15 protein-coding genes and 1 tRNA gene are annotated in these 17834 nt (G+C 57.3%); 12 read left to right on the top strand and 4 right to left on the bottom strand.

Annotated elements, in window-relative coordinates; genetic code table 11:
- Positions 1 to 56 precede the first annotated feature (56 nt).
- The 7 genes from infA to B150_RS0113615 all read left to right on the top strand — a co-directional run bounded on the left by infA (position 57) and on the right by B150_RS0113615 (position 5415).
- Positions 57 to 275 (top strand): translation initiation factor IF-1, encoded by a 219-nt coding sequence (gene infA / locus B150_RS0113645; protein ID WP_020400497.1) that lies wholly within the window; start codon positions 57 to 59, stop codon positions 273 to 275.
- A gap of 55 nt (positions 276 to 330) precedes the next feature.
- Positions 331 to 948, top strand: a complete 618-nt coding sequence (locus tag B150_RS0113640; protein WP_051078167.1) for a Maf family protein — start codon at positions 331 to 333, stop codon at positions 946 to 948.
- Positions 945 to 2327, top strand: coding sequence for a ribonuclease E/G (locus B150_RS0113635; RefSeq protein WP_020400495.1), 1383 nt, complete (start codon positions 945 to 947; stop codon positions 2325 to 2327). The genes B150_RS0113640 and B150_RS0113635 overlap by 4 nt, the downstream gene beginning before the upstream one ends.
- Positions 2328 to 2336: 9 nt before the next feature.
- Entirely contained in the window at positions 2337 to 2513 is a 177-nt protein-coding gene (locus B150_RS23065; RefSeq protein ID WP_020400494.1) for a DNA gyrase inhibitor YacG, read from the top strand.
- A gap of 225 nt (positions 2514 to 2738) precedes the next feature.
- Positions 2739 to 2814: transfer RNA gene (locus B150_RS0113625), tRNA-Phe, on the top strand.
- Between the two features lie 124 nt (positions 2815 to 2938).
- On the top strand, positions 2939 to 4627 hold the full coding sequence (locus tag B150_RS0113620) for an amidohydrolase (RefSeq protein WP_020400493.1): 1689 nt from the start codon (positions 2939 to 2941) through the stop codon (positions 4625 to 4627).
- Positions 4628 to 4698: 71 nt separating this feature from the next.
- Positions 4699 to 5415 (top strand): hypothetical protein, encoded by a 717-nt coding sequence (locus B150_RS0113615; protein ID WP_020400492.1) that lies wholly within the window; start codon positions 4699 to 4701, stop codon positions 5413 to 5415.
- On the opposite strand, the gene B150_RS0113610 is transcribed toward B150_RS0113615, so the two are convergent.
- A complete protein-coding gene (locus B150_RS0113610) occupies positions 5412 to 7466 on the bottom strand; it encodes a hypothetical protein (RefSeq protein WP_020400491.1) in 2055 nt (684 codons plus the stop codon). The two genes, B150_RS0113615 and B150_RS0113610, sit on opposite strands and share 4 nt — an antisense overlap.
- Between B150_RS0113610 and B150_RS22525 the strand changes: the two genes are divergently transcribed.
- Positions 7459 to 8433 carry an FkbM family methyltransferase gene (locus B150_RS22525; RefSeq protein ID WP_155860066.1) on the top strand — a complete coding sequence of 325 codons (975 nt, stop codon included), beginning with the start codon at positions 7459 to 7461 and terminating at the stop codon, positions 8431 to 8433. The genes B150_RS0113610 and B150_RS22525 overlap by 8 nt on opposite strands.
- Before the next feature lies 1 nt (position 8434).
- Here the strand turns inward: B150_RS22525 and B150_RS21115 are convergent, their stop codons facing one another.
- Together B150_RS21115 and B150_RS0113595 are read right to left on the bottom strand one after the other, a co-directional pair.
- Positions 8435 to 10549, bottom strand: coding sequence for a carbamoyltransferase family protein (locus B150_RS21115; RefSeq protein WP_020400489.1), 2115 nt, complete (start codon positions 10547 to 10549; stop codon positions 8435 to 8437).
- Between the two features lie 33 nt (positions 10550 to 10582).
- Positions 10583 to 11953, bottom strand: a complete 1371-nt coding sequence (locus B150_RS0113595) for a glycosyltransferase (protein WP_238322522.1) — start codon at positions 11951 to 11953, stop codon at positions 10583 to 10585.
- A gap of 293 nt (positions 11954 to 12246) precedes the next feature.
- On the opposite strand from B150_RS0113595, the gene B150_RS0113590 reads away from it, so the two are divergent.
- The 4 genes from B150_RS0113590 to B150_RS0113575 all read left to right on the top strand — a co-directional run bounded on the left by B150_RS0113590 (position 12247) and on the right by B150_RS0113575 (position 17097).
- Positions 12247 to 13911 carry a tetratricopeptide repeat protein gene (locus tag B150_RS0113590; protein WP_020400487.1) on the top strand — a complete coding sequence of 555 codons (1665 nt, stop codon included), beginning with the start codon at positions 12247 to 12249 and terminating at the stop codon, positions 13909 to 13911.
- Positions 13904 to 15127: a class I SAM-dependent methyltransferase gene (locus tag B150_RS0113585; protein ID WP_020400486.1), complete on the top strand. Its 1224-nt coding sequence runs from the start codon at positions 13904 to 13906 to the stop codon at positions 15125 to 15127. The genes B150_RS0113590 and B150_RS0113585 overlap by 8 nt, the downstream gene beginning before the upstream one ends.
- Before the next feature lie 63 nt (positions 15128 to 15190).
- A complete protein-coding gene (locus B150_RS0113580) occupies positions 15191 to 16216 on the top strand; it encodes a GSCFA domain-containing protein (RefSeq protein ID WP_020400485.1) in 1026 nt (341 codons plus the stop codon).
- Between the two features lie 2 nt (positions 16217 to 16218).
- Positions 16219 to 17097 (top strand): WcbI family polysaccharide biosynthesis putative acetyltransferase, encoded by an 879-nt coding sequence (locus tag B150_RS0113575; protein ID WP_020400484.1) that lies wholly within the window; start codon positions 16219 to 16221, stop codon positions 17095 to 17097.
- On the opposite strand, the gene B150_RS0113570 is transcribed toward B150_RS0113575, so the two are convergent.
- Entirely contained in the window at positions 17098 to 17823 is a 726-nt protein-coding gene (locus tag B150_RS0113570) for an FkbM family methyltransferase (protein ID WP_162139704.1), read from the bottom strand. It lies immediately after the preceding gene.
- Positions 17824 to 17834: the final 11 nt, after the last annotated feature.

Here is a 17834-nt window from a genome sequence, read left to right as displayed (position 1 = left end):
CGGCGACAAGCGCTTCATGTATGTGCGCGAATTGAAGGCCATCCCAAGGAGATATAATGGCTAAAGAAGAAGTATTGGAAATGCGCGGCACGGTTACAGAACTGCTGCCGAACGCAATGTTCCGCGTGGAGCTGGAAAACGGCCACGAAATTCTCGGCCACACGGCCGGTAAAATGCGCAAGAACCGCATTCGCGTTCTCGCGGGCGATGAAGTGCTCGTTGAGCTGACGCCGTACGATCTGACCAAAGGTCGCATCACCTACCGCTTCAAGTAAGGCGCAGGGTGGCTTGATGGCTCATGGACCGTCCATGAAATCCCCGGACGGGGTGATGACAGGCAAGCCCGGCCCCGCGCCCCACTCCCCCAAGGCTGATACACTTGTGCTGGCGTCCGCGTCCCCTCGGCGGCGCGACCTTCTGGCACAAATCGGCATCACACCGGATGTGATTGCCCCCGCGGACCTTGACGAGACACCGCACGTGGCCGAGGCCCCGAAGCCTTATGCCGAACGGCTGGCGGCGGAGAAAGCCTCAGCAGTCGCGACCGCGCACAAAGGTGCGCTGATCCTCGCTGCCGATACCGTGGTGGCCTGCGGGCGGCGCATTCTGCCCAAGGCCGAGGACGAGCAGACCGCGCGGGACTGCCTCGCGCTTCTCTCCGGTCGTCGTCACCGGGTGATCACCGGCATCTCGCTCGTGCGCGCTGACGGCAGCCAGCTTACCAAGTCGGTCACCACCACGGTCGGCTTCAAGGTGCTATCGCACGAGGATATCGAACGTTATATCGCAAGCGGCGAATGGCACGGCAAGGCGGGCGGTTATGCCGTTCAGGGCCTCGCCGCCACTTATGTACGCTTCATTCAGGGTTCCTACAGTAGCGTCGTCGGCCTGCCACTTTTTGAAGTTGGCGGCTGGCTTGAAGCTTTTTACGAGAAAAAACCATCATGAGTTTCGAGACCATCATCGAGCCCGGCATCGGCCAGTGGCGCAGCGCGACAATCGACGAAGACGGCCTGCCCCTCAGCCTCCATTTCCATGACGATGTGGCGCTGAGCCCGACGGACGCGGTCTTTTATGCCCGCGTGACCCGCGTTGACAGCACGCTCGACATGGCGTTCCTTGATATGGGCGATGGCCGCATGGGTGCGATGAACCTGCGCCGCGCCAAGCTCCTTGTCAAAGGCCGCGCCGACAGCATCAGCGACTGCCTGACCGAGGGACAGATGCTCCCCGTGCAAGTGGTTGCCGAACCGCCGGTTGTTGAAAACAAGGCTTTTGTCGTCACCCCGCGCCCGCGCCTGATGGGCCGCTATGTGGTGGTGGAAGCCGGTGCCGCGCGGCTCAATTTCTCCAAGGACATCGCGCCCAAGGCTAAGAAGGCGCTTGAGGCCGCGCTGCAGCCGCTCACCGCTGGTGGTGCCATCATTGTGCGCTCCCGCTCCGGTGAGGTCGCGCCTGAGTTTGTGGCCGCGGAAGCGAAACGTTTCCTTGATGCGATCAATACCACGCCCGACGCACCCGGCCTGATGTTCGCGTTCGCACCGGCTGAGCAAGCGCTTGTCGCGGTACCCGAAGGGGTGGGACCGGTGATGGTTGAGGGTGGCGGTAATTTCGCCAACGCGCGGTCGCTCGCCAAATCCAACTGGCCGGACCTTGAGGACCGCCTCAAACTTTATGACGGTGAAGGCGCCGCATTCGAGTTTTATGGTGTTGAGGAAGCGATTGAGGAGGCTCTCGCGGACAAGATCGAGCTGCCCTCCGGTGGCTGGATTTCGATCACCGAGACCCGTGCGCTCACGGTGGTGGATGTGAACATGGGCAGCGCGCTTCAGGGCCGCTCGGCGGGGGACGCCAAGCTCGTTGTGAATATGGAAGCCGCGATGGCCGTCGGCTATCACCTGCGTTTCCAGGAGATCGGCGGCCTTGTGGTTGTTGATTTTATCGATATGTCGGCCAAAGGCGCGGCGCGGGACCTGATGTCAGCGCTGGATGCCGCATTTGAGGGTGACCCCGTGCCGGTCCAGCATACCGGCATCTCGCAATTTGGGCTGGTGGAGATCAACCGCCGCCGCCATGGCCTGTCGCTCCGCGACCGTATGACGGTGGCGCGCGCGCCAGCACCCCGCGCCGACAGCGTGGCGCTTGATCTTATCCGCCGCGCCCGCCGCCTTGGCCGGACGGCAGAACGCGGCAATCTGGTGATCACCGCATCCGACAGTGTGATCGCATGGTTTGACGCCAACCCGTCCTATGTGGAAGACCTCAAACTCCAGACCCAGCGCGGCATCACGTTTGAGCGCGGCGCGGCGGATGTAACCCTCAAGTAGGAGGCCGACTTGGCAAGCACCCAGAAATGCCCCGAATGCGGTAAAACAACAGTCCAGGAATTTCGTCCCTTCTGCTCCAAGCGCTGCGCCGATGTAGACCTTGGCCGCTGGTTCAATGAGGAGTATACTCTCCCCGGTGACAGCGAAATCCCGGACGATGTGGGCATCGCTGACGAGCGCGACTGAAGCGCCGCACAAACCCCGCACACTTTCCGCACAAATCGGGTCAAAATCCGCACACTTCCCGCACACATTCCGCACAGGTTTTGCACAGTTTTCAGCGCCTCCGCGCCTATGTGAGGCTTTGTAAAAAAAATAACATTCAGCGCTGGACAGGCCCCGAATTATTGCCTATAAGCCCCTTCGCAAACAGAGCAATATGATATTGCTTTTGAATGTATATCACACCCTGCCCGGGTAGCTCAGTTGGTAGAGCAGCGGATTGAAAATCCGCGTGTCGGTGGTTCGAATCCGCCCCCGGGCACCACTTAAAAAGGCCACCCTTCAGGGTGGCTTTTTTGTTGTGCGGCCTAGGCAACCCGCCTGTCATTTACAAAACCCGCACCTTCCCGTACCGTTTTCCGCAAGGGAGACATCAACGGGGAATCATCATGCGCCTGTCACGCCGCCATTTTCTGCAAGCCACCGCAGCTGCTGGCTTATTCACCGCAACACCAAGGCTTTTCGCCAACAGCTCAGGCAAGGCAGACCTTGTCATCAAGGGCGGGACCTTTCATACGATGGACGCTGCTTTTGTGGCACCGGAAGCGCTGGCGGTCGCGAACGGGCGCATTCTTGCCGTGGGCAGCGTGGCGGAGATTGACGCGCTCATCGGTCCCGGCACACGGGTGATTGATGGCCGCACGCTCACGATCACGCCGGGCTTCATTGATGCCCACAGCCACCCACTTTTCGCCAACGAGGCAGTGAGCGCCAACGTAGGGGTGCGCACCATCCCCGGCGTGCTGGAAGCACTGGCGGAACGTAAAAAGCTCACACCGCCCGGCCACTGGGTCCTCGGGGTCATGTATGACGACACCAAGTTTGAAGAGGGCCGCCCCGTCACCCGTGCCGACCTCGACAAACTTGGGGATGAGCACCCCATTTTCATCCAGCACCGGGGCGGTCATACGGCTGTTGTGAACTCGGCTGCTTTTGCTCTTGCTGGTATTGACGCGAGCACCCCCGACCCACAGGGCGGGAAATATTACCGCGAGGGTGGCGAGCTGACAGGCCGTATCGCCGAAACTGCGCTCAAGATATTCCATACCGTCGGCACATGGCCCGAGGTCACGCGCGAAACGCGACAGGAAAACGCGCGCCTGATCACCAAACGCATGGCGGCGAGCGGCCTGACGTCCACGACCGATGCCTTTGGTTCCCTCACCGAATGGGAAACTTATGGTGACGCACACGCGGCCGGCGAGCTTTCCTGCCGCATTTCCTTCATGCCAGGCGGCGTTGCCTTGCCGGGTGAAGACGCCCCCGCTTACCACGTGCTACGCGAACAAGGCCTGAAGTCTGGTGACGGAGACGAGATGCTGAGGCTTGGCGCAGTGAAATACGCGGTCGATGGCTCTGCGTCCGAACGCACCATGCGCATGAGCACGCCGTATAAAGGCCGCCCGGAGGATTTCGGCATCCTGATGATGAATGCCGAAGAGGTGCAGGCCGCAACCGACGACGCCCTCGCACACGGCTGGCGCATTGGCATTCACGCGAACGGTGATGTGGCGATCGATATGGTGCTAACCGCATACGAGAAAGCGCTCAAAGGCTGGCAAGGCCCGAACCCGCGCCTGCGCATCGAGCACTGTTCACTTGTAAACCCTGAGCTTATCAAACGTATCAAGGCGACCGGCACCATCCCCGCTCCTTTCTATACATATGCCCATTATCACGGTGAGAAGTGGCATGAGTATGGGGACGAGAAGATGGAATGGATGTTCGCGCACAAGGCCTTCCTTGATGCGGGTGTGCCCGTGGCGCCCGCGTCCGACTATACCCCCGGCCCTTATGAGCCGATGATGGCGCTACAAAGCATGGTCACCCGTAAGGACCCATCGGGCCATGTTTGGGGCGCCAGCCAACGCGTGAGCGTGATGGAAGCCATGCAAATCTGCACCGTAAACGGCGCCTATGCATCGATTGAAGAGGACATCAAAGGCTCCCTCACGCCTGGTAAGCTCGCGGATATTGTGCTGCTGGAACGCGACCCTGCCAAAGCCGACCCTGACGCTCTCAAAGACATCAAGGTTGTGGAGACTATCATGGGCGGCAAAACCACCCATCAAGCGTAAGCCCAGGGTTTTCTTTTGGCGACAAAGTGAATACTCTGTGCGCGCAATGATCTGCCCTGAGAACCGGTGTAATGAGCGTATATTCCCTGATCGTCCGCAAAACACTCGCAGCGCTTCTTAGCGCGCTGCTTGCCGCCGCGCCTTCGGCGGCGGACGACGCAATCGAGATTGACGTCTACACTGCGGCGATCCCGCCGTATATTACGCGGGAAAATGGTGTGCTGGTGGGCTCGCTCGTGCCCGTGGTGAACAAGTATCTTGAGGATCGCGGCTTCAAGGCAAACATGTCATTGCTGCCATGGTCCGCCGCTTTCAGGCGCACCATTGCGACGCCCAACTCGCTCCTGTTCCCCGTTGACCGGACACCGGTGCGCGAAGAGCAGTTCCACTGGCTCGAACCGCTCGTCACCACCAACTATTATTTATACGGTCTAAAAGGCACGGTTGACCCGAACACCACGATAGCAGACGTCATTGAAAGTGGCGCGCTTGTGAGCTGTACCCTGAATTCCATCCAGTGTGAGATCTTGCTGCAAAACGGCGTGCCCGATGACAAGATCATGCGCATTGAGGGCGCTTCGATCAGGCGGCGTCTGACCCTCATGGTGGCCGAACGGAACTATTATACCGTATTCGACCCCGAGGTATTCGCCGACCTGACGGTGCGTCAGAGCCTCGCAAGCGACGAGCTTATCCAGCTGCACAAGATTGGCGAGAAGACATCATACCTTGCGGCCAGCAAAGATATGCCCGGCGTACTGCTGGAGCGCCTGAGCCGCAAAAACTAGTCTTCCTTCTGCGCTGCAGTTTGGTGCTGCACGGCCAAGTAAACCGTGCTCCAGAGCTGGGCTGCATTTGATTCTGTCAGGTGACCTTTGCCCTGACCGTATGCAGCAGCATGGTAAGCGCCATCACGGAATTCCCACGACCACAGCTCGGCAGTTTTGACATCATGGCCCGCCCCGATGACCTTCCAGAGTTCTTTTTGGTAGGCTTTGAGTTTCTCCCGCAGGTTTACCGGCAGATCCTCACGCTCGAGCTGCCTCTTGAGTCCCGCTGCCATCATCGCCTGCTGCCACGGCCAGACCACCGGGCCGTGATAGTGCCCTTTGGTGAAAATCGCCTCCAGCGCATCATCCGCATACACAGGGTTCGCAACCACCATGCCCACAGGGGTCATGAGGCCTGCGGGGAAGGGATGCATGATCTCCTCAAGCGAGCGCTCAAGCACTTCCGGTGCCGGGTCGCGAAGGAACAGCATAAAGCCCGGGTCTGACTGCAACACCGGGATGGGCCTGCCGTCGGCATCGAGCGAAAGGGCGGGAAAGGTAACACCAGCCTCGTGAACAAACTCAAGCGCATCCGCCGCAGGCACACCCTGCGTATCAGCATATGCATTGATTTCCTTGCGGGCGATATCAGCGGATATGCTTACATCAAACAGCTTGGGAGCCTCGGCCACCCATGTGTCGGCGTATGCCTTGGCCTTGCTCAGGTCGGTGCCACCGGTAAACGGCGTGAGCACGCCAGCCGCGTCAAGCGTGGCGATGGCTTCGAGCGCCGCTGGTACCAACACCGCATTGACATTGTAGGCATAGCGGCCATTGCCCAAGCCTTCCTGGCTGTCGCGCCACTCCCCCACACGCATACCGTCTTCAATAGCAATGAGATTTGATGCCGTGGGCGCCTCGGCAAAAGGGGTTGCGCTCGCTATCACCAGCGCAATGTTGCGCATCAGTGCCGCGCCATAGGTCTCACCTGCACTTGTCTTCTGGGTGAGCAACAGTTTAACCTTCGTCACCCCACCCTGCGACCGCGCATACTGCGCCAGTACAGGCGCGAGCATATAATCTTCGTCAACCATGGCGTAGTCGTAGACTGGTTTGGCTTCAGCATTGCCGCCACCATCCAGCTGCCTCAGCACGGCAAACTCGCCAATGTCTTCTTCGTGCGCGACTTCCCCACTTGGCGCCAGCCTCTGCATGACAGAGCCGAGCGCCGCTTCGGTCACTTGATCCTCCAAGACCGGCATCAGTAGGGCTGTCGTGAGCAGGGTATCCCGGCCAAAATAAGTATTGAAGCGCCATGAGCCCGCGAGCAGCTTTTCTTTGTAAGACAGAAACGCAAGGATATTTCGGGAGAGCTCGTCTTTCGCAGCCCTTGGGCGCAGCATTTCATCTTTGCCGATGGGGGTCAGCGGCTCGTCACCCGAGAGTGCGGTGAGATGAAAGCTGATACGGTCATCCATGCCTGCCTTCAAGGTAACAGCCCCACCATCGACGATAGCAGTGGTACCGCCCATTGGGTCCAAGCGGATTTTATAGCCGCCCTTGCCGTCAAGCCGACGACGCTGCCAGATAAGGCTGTCACCGTCGCGCGTGAGGGGTGTCGCTACGCGGGGGTCGACAGTGCGCTCATGCAGATAGGTGCGGATAGTGCGAATATTGCCAAGCACAGCTTTTTCAAGAGTAAGCTCAGACGCGTGGAGCGAGAGCATCATCTCGACACCATGAAGTGGCCCAGTCTCACTACTTTCCGTGACCGGCTTCATCGCCTGCGGCTTTGCCCACTTTACGGCTGCACCAGCCTCGCGAAACCACAGGCTGACACCGCTATTACCTGCGGGATAAGCCACAATCAGTCGCGGTTTGGTGCCAGATGTGAGCACTGTATGTGCGGCCACTGGGCCGTCGCGGTAAAACTCGTTATAGATATTGCCTTCGGTGACAGAAAAATGCAGCTCGGGCGCGGAACTAGTTGGATTATAAGGCTCGGCAGCGCAAGCTGCTGCAAGGAACATCGCACCAATACTCAGTTTACCCAAAAAGCGCGTGACCATATTTCCCTCCCGAAATCGCACCAAGCAAGGCTGGGATCATACCGACATTGCAATCGATTGCAAATCTTCCTACATACAGAGATCGGAAGCGATGGTTGGCGTCAGTGCCAATTTGGTGGATAGTTGCTTTATACGAAGGAACAAGAGCGAGACTAAACCGGTGATGGATCGGCAACCAGCGGATATCGTTTTCTATGACATTGGTGCCCGGCTTGGCGCCAATTATATGCTCCCGGAATGGTTCAATCATATGCGCCCCGCATCCGCATATACCCGGTATATGAGGAAAGTGGCATTCGAACCTGATGAGGCTGAATGCACAAAACTGCTCGCCAGCGGCCAATACGAAACGGCCCTGCCATACGCCTTGGCCGGCACAGATGGAACGCGCACCCTATTCGTTCTGCAGGAACCCACCTGCAGTTCGCTTTTCCCGCCAGACATGGCCGTGGTCGCTGAAATATTCTCGCCCGACATTGCTCAGAAATTCTCCGTGGTACGGAAAACGGCTGTGGAGGTGCGGAACCTGGATAGCGTTGCTGCCGAGGGCCTGCCCATGCCTGATTGGCTGAAGCTCGACACTCAAGGCGCAGAGCATGAAATCCTCACAGGGGCACCGCGCTGCCTGCAACACGCCAGCGTCATAATTGCTGAACTCTCGTCCATACGGCAGTATGCTAAGCAGCCACTTGCCTATGAAACACAGGCATTCCTCGCCACACAAGGCTTTCACCTTTTGACCTGCAATTATAAGCCGCATTGCCCGACCGAGCATGATTTCGTTTTCGTAAAAAACTTCTCCCTGCTCTCAACTGCGCGTGAGTATTTCTCGGTCTTGCTCCTGCTTTCGCTTTATGGGCAGGACATTGCAAAAGCCAGCCTGCTCGCGCAGATGCGACAAATCCTGCTACCAGAGGAAATGTCGATCATTGAGGCTGCTATAGAGCAGTGCGAAAATCAGGCTTGAGCTATATTTCGACGCCTGTAACGGCGCCAGCGATCTCCTGTACAAACGCCAGATCTGTAAAGCCGCCATTGCAATCAACACCATAGGCAACAGCCCCGACGGACGCAGCCATGTCCTGCGCCTGTTGCAGAACCGGTGACTGGCATACCGATTTCCGCAGCAACCAAAAGGCACCGTATTCGGCACCAAGCAACAGGACGCGGTCACAAGGTGCTGCAATTTCCTCCCACAACCAGCCATCCGGAATGTCACCGATGAGGGCGGCGATGTCGGCTCGCGGCACAGAAGGATCGAAGCTCAGCTTTGTAAAATACCGCGCCGCTTGTTCGAAAAAGGATTTATAGCGACTGAGCGGTACACCAAAGTCCCCCATCAGGACATGCGCATGAGGGCAAGCATGGGGCGGCAGGGAATACAAAAATGCCGAGAAAGGTGTCCGGTCGCGGCCACTTGTCGGCTTGGTCTCAAAAACATGATTACCAATTACCAGCGCGTCCATGTCCGACCGCAGGAAAAGCCGCAGCGCTTGTTCGACAGTATTGACAATCGGCTCGCCCCGATCATTGAAGGAGGTATTGAGCACCATGCCAACACCCGTGCGGTCCTTCAGTGCCGAAAGCAGGGCATGATAACGCGGATTGACCCGCTGTTCGACAGACTGCACGCGGGCCGTGCCGTCCACATGTGTCACAGCTGCTAATTTCTCGCGCCACTCGGCTCTTACATCCGCGACGATGATCATATAGGGCAGAACCTGCTCTGTCTCGAAATAGACTGACGTGTCCTCCGCAAGCACCGAGGGCGCGAATGGGCGCCACATCTCCCGATTTTTGATCTTGGCGTTGATAGTGTCTTTGGTTTCCGCGCTGCATGCGTTCGCAAGGATGCTCCGGTTCCCAAGTGCACGGGGCCCAAGCTCGGCACGTCCCTGGATCCATCCAACAATTTTACCGTCTGCAATACGCTCTGCCGCCCACGCCTCCGGCGTATCGATCGTTTGATAACTCAAGCCAAATTTTTCCGCGAGACCAGGCAGGTTTTCCAGGTCCATCTCTCGCCCCCAATAGGCTCCAGTGAACGGCTTTATTTTGTGCATACTGCGGTTGCCGACCACATGCCGCTCGAGCCACATGGCCCCGCCTATGGCCACACCGGTATCGTTGGCGTGCGGGTAGGCAAGCAAATTCTTGAAGATGCCCTCCCGCAACACCTTGCCGTTTGCAACACTATTGAGGGCAACCCCGCCCGTGATGATCAGCGTATCTGCGGGTGCAATCTTTTTGGTATAGCGGGCAAGGCGTATCAGAATTTCATTGGTGAGATGCTGCACCGTTGCAGCCATATCCTTGTGACGCTGGGTTAATGCTTCGTGCGGCTGGCGCGCAGGACCAAACACAGTGTTGAGAAATGCCTTTGGTGTGGGATAGTTCTTGCAGGTGAAAAAGCCATCGTCCGAGAGATCAATAAACTCGTCGAGGAACGTGGATAGATAGGTAGGCTCACCGTAGCTCGCAAGCGCCATGGTTTTACCCTCTTCGCCGGTATACCAGCCAAGCCATTCCGTTACGCAGTAGTAGATAAGTCCAAGCGAATTGGGGAACTGATTGTGCCGCAGGATGTTGATTTCATCTCGCTGTCCAAGGGCGATAACGGTCGATTCGGCTTCACCAATCCCGTCAATACTGATGATCGCCGCGCTTTCACAGCCTGACGGGTAATATACACCCGCGAGGTGGGCCAGGTGATGGCGAACAGGGATGATTTTTTCCTCGCCGCCCACTAAGCGACCCAGCGCGACACGGCTCGTGTCCATCATCCATTCAATGGCGTCAATATCTGATCGGGCCTGCCACGGCTTGTCGCGCCATAGCTGGCGCGTCTGTTCCTTGCGCACTTCCATATAGGCGGGGTGGTAGGAAAAACTAACGTGGTCAATATCGTCTGGGGTATAGCCAAAATCGGACAGAATAGCCTCCAGCGCCTGCGGCTTGAGTTCCCGGCCCAATTTAGTCTGGTTGAAGCGCTCCACCTCATAGACGGCCAATAGCTCGCCATCTTTCACCAGCGAAAAACAACCATCGTGGGTCAGATAGTTCACCCCAAGTATCAACGCCATACATCACCCTTGCTTTCGTTCCGGACGGACCGGCTAGACCATCTTATCCACAATGAAGCGCTGCGCCGAGACCAGCGACCTGAACCCGGCATCCATGAGGGACTGGGCAACACTTTTCCACTCAAGTGTCATGATAGCAATTATCACGCCGGTTTCTGCCCGCGCTGGTGCCGGGACCTGTTCTGGCGCCAAGACCGGCAAGTCACAGAAGCTGGATCCCGCTTTATGTAGGTCAAGAAACCCCAGGCACATGGCGCGTTGCTCGTCAGCGAGCGCATCAAAGACAATCTTGCCACCTATACCGGCGCCGTAGATATAGAACGGGGTACCGGCCGCGGCACTCGCGCGGTCAAACTGATGCGTAATGCCTGCGGTGCTTGCAAGCCTTTCCTCCTTGAGGCGCTCAAAGGCGCGGAACTGCTCTTCCGTACGCGTTTGATATTCCTTAAAAACTGCACTCGAGATAGCGGCAAGGCGCACTCTTTCATCAACATCTGCAAGAACAGCGGGTATCGCTCGCACCAAAGCTTTCACAGTCTGAAACTGATGCAACGGTTCATCCGTGACGAGGCCGATAAACGCATGTTCGGTGCCCAACACCGGCACCCCGAACGACACCGCTTCGACGGATTTGACCTTCAGTCCGGTTCCAAATTCAAGCGGCAAGACCATAAGGTCAGCCGAGGCATAAAACCCCGCCAAGTCGTCAACATAGCCGCAGTTCTCAACAAAGCCGGGCAAGTGAATATCGGTTCCGCGGGTCATGCTCCCCGCAAGCCGCAAGCGAAAATCATTCGGCAACATCTGGCGGAGCGCTACGAGTTCCGCCACCAACTGCTTCAGGCTTTCGACATTGACCGCATTCTGGCTGCCAATAAAACCGACGGTCTTGCCTGGGCCTTTGCGTTCGGGGATCACGGTCGCATGCTGGATTTGGCCAATTGTCAGCGTGTTTTGAAGCCCATACTCACGCTTGAAATATTCTTCATCCTCAGGCTGGCAGGCGACGGCAAAATCCGCCCGCGCGAGACCGCGCTTTTCTTCCTCACGCGTCAGGGAGGCAAAATCGCTTTTCCGGCCAAACGGCTTGAAGATGGCGTCACGATCACCCAGCACGTCATGGGTATCCACAACCGTGACCGTCGCCTCACCCTTAAAAAGCTCACATACTTTGGACAGCAATACATAGTGGGCCCATACAACCTCAAACTCAAAGTTGAGGCGCAGCCAGCCGACCATATCTTCGAGCCCCTTGGTCCAAAGCGCGTCAAGCGTGCCCTCAAACCCGCCATTTGGCCCGCTATGCGGCACCACATGCACATGGTCCCACGCATCCCGCATCGCGTTGAGCGCATCATGACTTATGACACCGCGCCATTCACTCGCGAGCCATACAAAGTGCACAGCATAGCCCTGCTGCTTGAACCGCTGGCACACTTCATAGGTGCGCCTGCGGTTTCCCTGCGTTTGCGGATGCGATGGCGTCGGCGACAAAAAGAGTATATTTTTCAATAGCTCACCCAATATACCCGGCGAAGAAATTTCATTGATTTGGGCGCCACTCCCCCCCGGCAAGCGACGGAGGTTATCTTGACACGGTCAGACTCTACAGTCCATTCTCTTACCTCGAAGTCGATGTACTGCCAGCAAATACCTGCGGCGTGCTGACCCTATTTTAGAGGAAAGTTCAGTCTCTTATGCCGCGCACTGCCCCGGAAGAAGCCAAGGCCCTGAAGCTCAGTAAGCAAGCGCTTGCCGTTATTCAGCGCGGCCACCTTGAAGACGGCAAGCAGCAACTGGTAGCGGCTTGGCACACCTGCCCGAAAAGCACCCGTGTGTTGATGGTATGCGCAGGCTCCCTGATTGATATCGGCGAAAATGAGACCGCCCTGCAAATCCTTATCGACGCGTTTAAAATAGCGGGCGAAAGCAGCGAGCTTCTGTTGCTCGCGGGGGAAATCGCCGAACGGCTGCAAATGTACGACATGGGCGCAAAGTTTTACTCGCGTCTCGTACAACTGGTGCCCGACAAAGCGGACCATTACGCCGCGCTGATTGAATGCCTACGCCAAAGCGGCGAAGCTAACCAGGCGCTGGAAATCGCGCTCGCCGCAATTGAGCAATTCCCGCAAGCTGCACGGCTTTGGAACAGCCTTGGTGTCCTCAGCCTCAATCACCTGAATAAAATTGACGATGCACGGCATTTCTTTGAATGCGCCGTGCAGATTGAACCCAAGAACGCGGTCTTTCGCTACAATTATGCTACTGCCATTGCCCATCACCCCGAGTTCACGGAAACCAACCTGCGCGAGGCACTCCGGCTTGCACCCAGAAACCCGCAGATCAATCTAACCTTAGGCCTGATGTTACTCGCCGACGGGCGGCTTGAAGAGGGCTGGAAAAAATACCGGTTCCGGAATGATCCTTCATTTGGCTACAGCAAGGTGGCACAATACACTCACGGCATTCCCTTCTGGAAAGAAGGCCAGTCGCTGGCTGGCAAAAGGGTGCTTGTTTGTGCCGAGCAGGGCATTGGGGACGAGGTGCTGTTTGCGTCTGCGGTGCCGCAACTTCTTGAGGAGGCAGCAGACGTCAGTATCTGCTGCGAGCCACGACTGATTGGTATTTTCAAGCAATCCTTCCCCTCAGCCACAATATATGGCTACAGCGATGAACGTGGCTATAAGGGGCGTAGCCGTAATATTACCGGCCTCGACGACACTCAAGCCAAGGGCTTCGATATCGCAATCTACATCGGTGACCTGTTCGCCTACTATGTTCAGACCTATGAAAACCTGACGCGTTTCTCGCAGGCCTATCTTGCGCATGACACCACGCTTGCCAAAGCGGTCACCGGCCAGTTCCCCGCGCTCGGAAGCGCAGGCCGTCTGAAGATCGGCATTTCGTGGCGCAGCGGCAAAATGGAGAATGCGCGCGGTTTTTATTACCTGTCGCTCGACTTCATCAAAGACCTTGTCAAGGCGGTCGATGCGGACTTCTTTGTGCTGCAGTATGCAGCCAGCGACGAAGAACTGGCGAGCCTCGCTGAATTTACGAACGTGCATATCTTTGAGGGCTATGATCTCAAAAAGGATATCGACTTCAACCTCGCGACCATGTCGCGCATGGATCTTGTGATTGGTCCTGCCACCGCCACGCAAAGCTTTGCAGCAGCATGCGGTGCACCCGTCTGGCTCGTGAACCTGGGAGCGCCATGGACGCTGTTTGGCAGTAAAGACATGCCGCCTTTCTACGCCGACGGCAGCCGCTTTTTTGACCTGAGCCATTATCTATTTGGCGGCGCGTCTTACGAGCGGCTACTTGGCGACATGTGTAAACTTCTGGAAAACTATCATGGCTGAGAACTCCGCGCTTGGAGACCTGATCGAAAAATTTCACGCGTCCGATTTTGCCGCGGTGATTGATAAGTTGAGCAGTACTCAGACAGCCCGCCTGTCTGCGGAAGAACAATATTTCCTCGGTGTCAGCCTGATCCGGACACAGCAGGACTATGAGAGAGCCATCGACCTTCTGAACCGCGCAGAGGCCGGTGGTCACAGTTCGCAGTGGCTGCAATTCTGGCGCTGCCATGGGTATATTGCCACCGAACAATATGGCGCCGCGCTCAAGGGCGCGTGCCAGTTGCTACGGGAAGATATTTTCTTCCGCCCCGCCGCGCAGATGCTGGTCAATCTCCTCACGCGCATGAATCAGAATCCAGCGCAGGCAGCGGACGGCCAAACGTTGATTGCGGCCATGCTCCCGGCCTTCCAGTCATTACTAGGCGCCATTGACACTGGTGCAGGCTCATCAAGTGCTGGGCCGGCGGCGAGTGATGCGGAACAAAATCTGCTGTTGGACCTGCTGGTTCATGCTGCCGCTGCACGCCCTGCGGACGAGGGCTATGTGGTTGAAACCGAACACCCTGTCGCGACCTATAGTGACGATGCCATTGCCCCCAGAGGGGCGGCCAGCGACAATTCACGCTCGCCCCGTTTTGTAGCGGCCTGTGAGCGGCAAAAGCCCGGGCGGCTCTCACACATGGATCTCGGCTGCGCCGGAGGTGGGCTGGTGCATGATTTCATCACGCGGGGCCACACCTCTGTCGGGCTTGAAGGCAGCGACTTTGCCCTCAAGGAACAGCTGGGCTTCTGGCGGGTTATCCCCAACAACTTGCGCACCTGCGATATTACCAAACCGTTCAGGGTAAAATCAGCGAATGGTGGCGATGCGCGCTTTGATTTCATCACCGCCTGGGAAGTGCTGGAGCATATTGATGAGCCGCTGCTGCCCTGCCTGTTGGGCAATATCCGCGACCACCTGAATGCCGATGGGTACTTCGTTGCATCCGTCGCCCAGTTCCCGGACTATGATGCTGCTACCGGCCACCGCTGGCATGTGACCCTGCGGTCCCGCGACTGGTGGTTCGACTGTATGCGCACCCATGGCCTTGAACCCTTGAGCACACATAGGTTTGAGACCGACGACTTCGTACGGGGTGTTGGCCGTAAAGGCGACTGGGACGTCAAGCTCAACCCCATGCGCGGTTTTCATCTGGTCGCCCGGAAAGCCCGCTAGCCTACACTGGCATCAGAATTGCTAGGATTTCTGCACATTGCGAACTGAAAGCACGAGCGAACCATGAGCAACCCCTACAAAGCCAAACCTGAGACGAGCTTCTGGAAACCATCGGTGGGCAAATGCGCGCACGATGCACTGACACTCGCTCCTCAAAACGCTTTTGCACTCAGCGCCGACGACCGGGTTGCAACGGCCGGAAGTTGTTTCGCGCAGAATGTTGCCAAACACATCAAACGCGCTGGCCTGATGCACTTCCTGCAGGTTGAAGAGCAACGTGAGGACCAGCCGTTGTTCTCAGCCAACTACGGCAATATCTATACCCCGCTGCAGCTCAAGCAGCTTATCGAACGCGCCAACGGCCAGTCAGATATACCCGAGGATCACGGTGACACCTACGCTGTTGCAAAGGCAAGATACATCGACCTCTACCGGCCGTATATCGAGCCCGCAGGATATGTGAGCCTCGAAGATCTGGTAAACGCCCGCAAAGCACACCTTGACGCCGTGATGCGCATGTTCCGTGACGCAACCGTCTTTGTATTCACACTGGGCCTGACAGAATGCTGGCGCGCGGCCGCAACGGGCGCCGCTTACCCTGTGGCACCCGCGACGGTCGTGGAAGACGGCAGCTTGCCTGCCACCATGTTCGACAATCAGGATTTTGCAGCAACATATGAAGCCATGGCCGATGCCATTGCGCTGATACGAGGCCTCAACCCTGCTCTCAAGATCATGCTGACAGTCTCGCCCGTGCCGCTGACCGCGACCTATACGGACGACCATGTTCTCGCGGCCACCACCTACAGCAAGTCAGTGCTGCGGGCGGTAGCGGGGGAACTGGCGTCGAAGCTTGAAGACGTCAGCTATTTCCCCTCATACGAGATCATCACTGCACCTTACTGGCCAGAAAGCTACTATGACGCCAACCGGCGCACCGTAAGCGAGGTGGGCATTGCCCACGTGATGCGCACATTCGAGGCAGGCTATTTCAAAACCGCACCGCAAGACGCCGGAAGCCTGTTCGCCGCCGACGACCGCAATGTGATTTGCGATGACGAGCAGTCCATGGAAAGTATCGGGTTCTGAGCATGAAAATCCTTGTTGTCTCAAACTGCGCGACACTTGCGTATGTCAACAACCTCAAGCTGGTCTTTCCCGATGCAGATATCCGCGGCGCGCGCCTTGATGTCGCCGAAAAATGGCTGACGACCGAACGCAAAGAGGCGTTTGCAGACTTCATGAAGGAAGCCGATTTTCTGGTTGGGGCAACACCGACCGAGCACACTTTCCTTGAGGTCGGCCCACACACGCAGGTTTTGTCTATCCCGCCCTTTTTGTTTCGCGGCCTGCAGCCGGACGTTATTCAGCTTTTTGGCGGCCCACCATCAGTCCTTGGCAAAGAAGGTGTGATCTATTCGCGCATTATCGCGACCGCCTTCATAGAGGGGCTTGATGAGCAGCAGGCTGAAGCGTGTTTCCATGAGGATGTCTATGCGGCAACCGGTTATTTCAACGCCTATGATCAGGAACTGAAAACTGTTGCGGCTGACTTCGACGGCACAGGCATCAACATCAGTGACATGATTGAAGAGTGGAAGCAGGAAGGGCCATTTCTGTTCCTGCCCAATCACGGCATGAAGCACGTGTATTTTGACATCGTCTGGGCGCTACTGTCATCGCACGGACTACTACCGGCAGGCACACCCGAGAAACAAGAACTCGCAAGCAGGGCTGAGTGCATCTTCCCCAAGCCTGCCAGTTGGCCGGTCTATCCGGAGATTGCGGCACAGCTGGGCGTGGAGGGCTCCATGCACTGGACAACAGCCATCACAGCTGGTCACGAAACCCTTGATTTGCATGATTTTGTAAGCCGTTCTTACGAGAACCTGCGCGCCTTCGGTGCCATCAAACCGGAACAGGTGCCAGGCTTCGATCACTGCAGCGCTGCGGTCCACGCCCAGATGTGATCAGGTAATTGCCGCCACAAAGTCCGGAAGCTGTGCGGGGAAAGCCTCGTCTTCCTCTGGCACAGCATAATAGCTCCACGTTAGGTTCGGCTTGGACCAATATTCCCTGTCCATCAACTCGCCGCCGATATCAAAAATCCTGTAGCCAAGCGCTTCGAAGAAGCCGAAGAAGTCGTCTGCGGAATAGCCGTAAAGTTGCGCCGATTTTTCACGCCCGCTCTCGAACGCAATAATGGGGCGCTGGGTAGCAATCAGGCGAGAAGCGCCGCGGAAAGCATCAAATTCGCCGCCTTCGATATCCGCTTTGACAAAACGCACCGGCAAATCATTCGCTAGAATATCATCCAACCGGCATGCAAGCAGCTCGATATCCTGACGCTTGGCGGCGACATCATCCGCCAGATCCTGCCGGGCGACAATGCCACTGTAGGCTTCATTCTCTCGAAACTCGGAAAACGTAATTCGTCTCTCCTCATGGGCAACAGCAATATTGTAGAAATCAACATTCTCCGCACCCCGTCGGCGACCTTCCAGAATGGTTCGCACATAAAGCCGGTTGATGGCTTCAAACGCGTGCACACGCCCTTCTGGCCCAACACATTCCACCATCGGCCATGTGTGCCGGCCCCAATGTGAGCCAAGGTCAACCGCGTGGTCGCCGGGCTTTAGGACGGCGCGATAGGCCACTTCAATCGCATCTTCAAAGGCGCGACCTATCGCACCCATGTCACGATTGC

Origin of the sequence: Kordiimonas gwangyangensis DSM 19435 = JCM 12864, from assembly GCF_000375545.1 — a bacterium.
In the GTDB taxonomy this organism is placed as follows: domain Bacteria; phylum Pseudomonadota; class Alphaproteobacteria; order Sphingomonadales; family Kordiimonadaceae; genus Kordiimonas; species Kordiimonas gwangyangensis.
The sequence above is the reverse complement of the archived record's forward strand: the minus strand, read 5'-3'. Positions and strand labels throughout refer to the sequence as shown.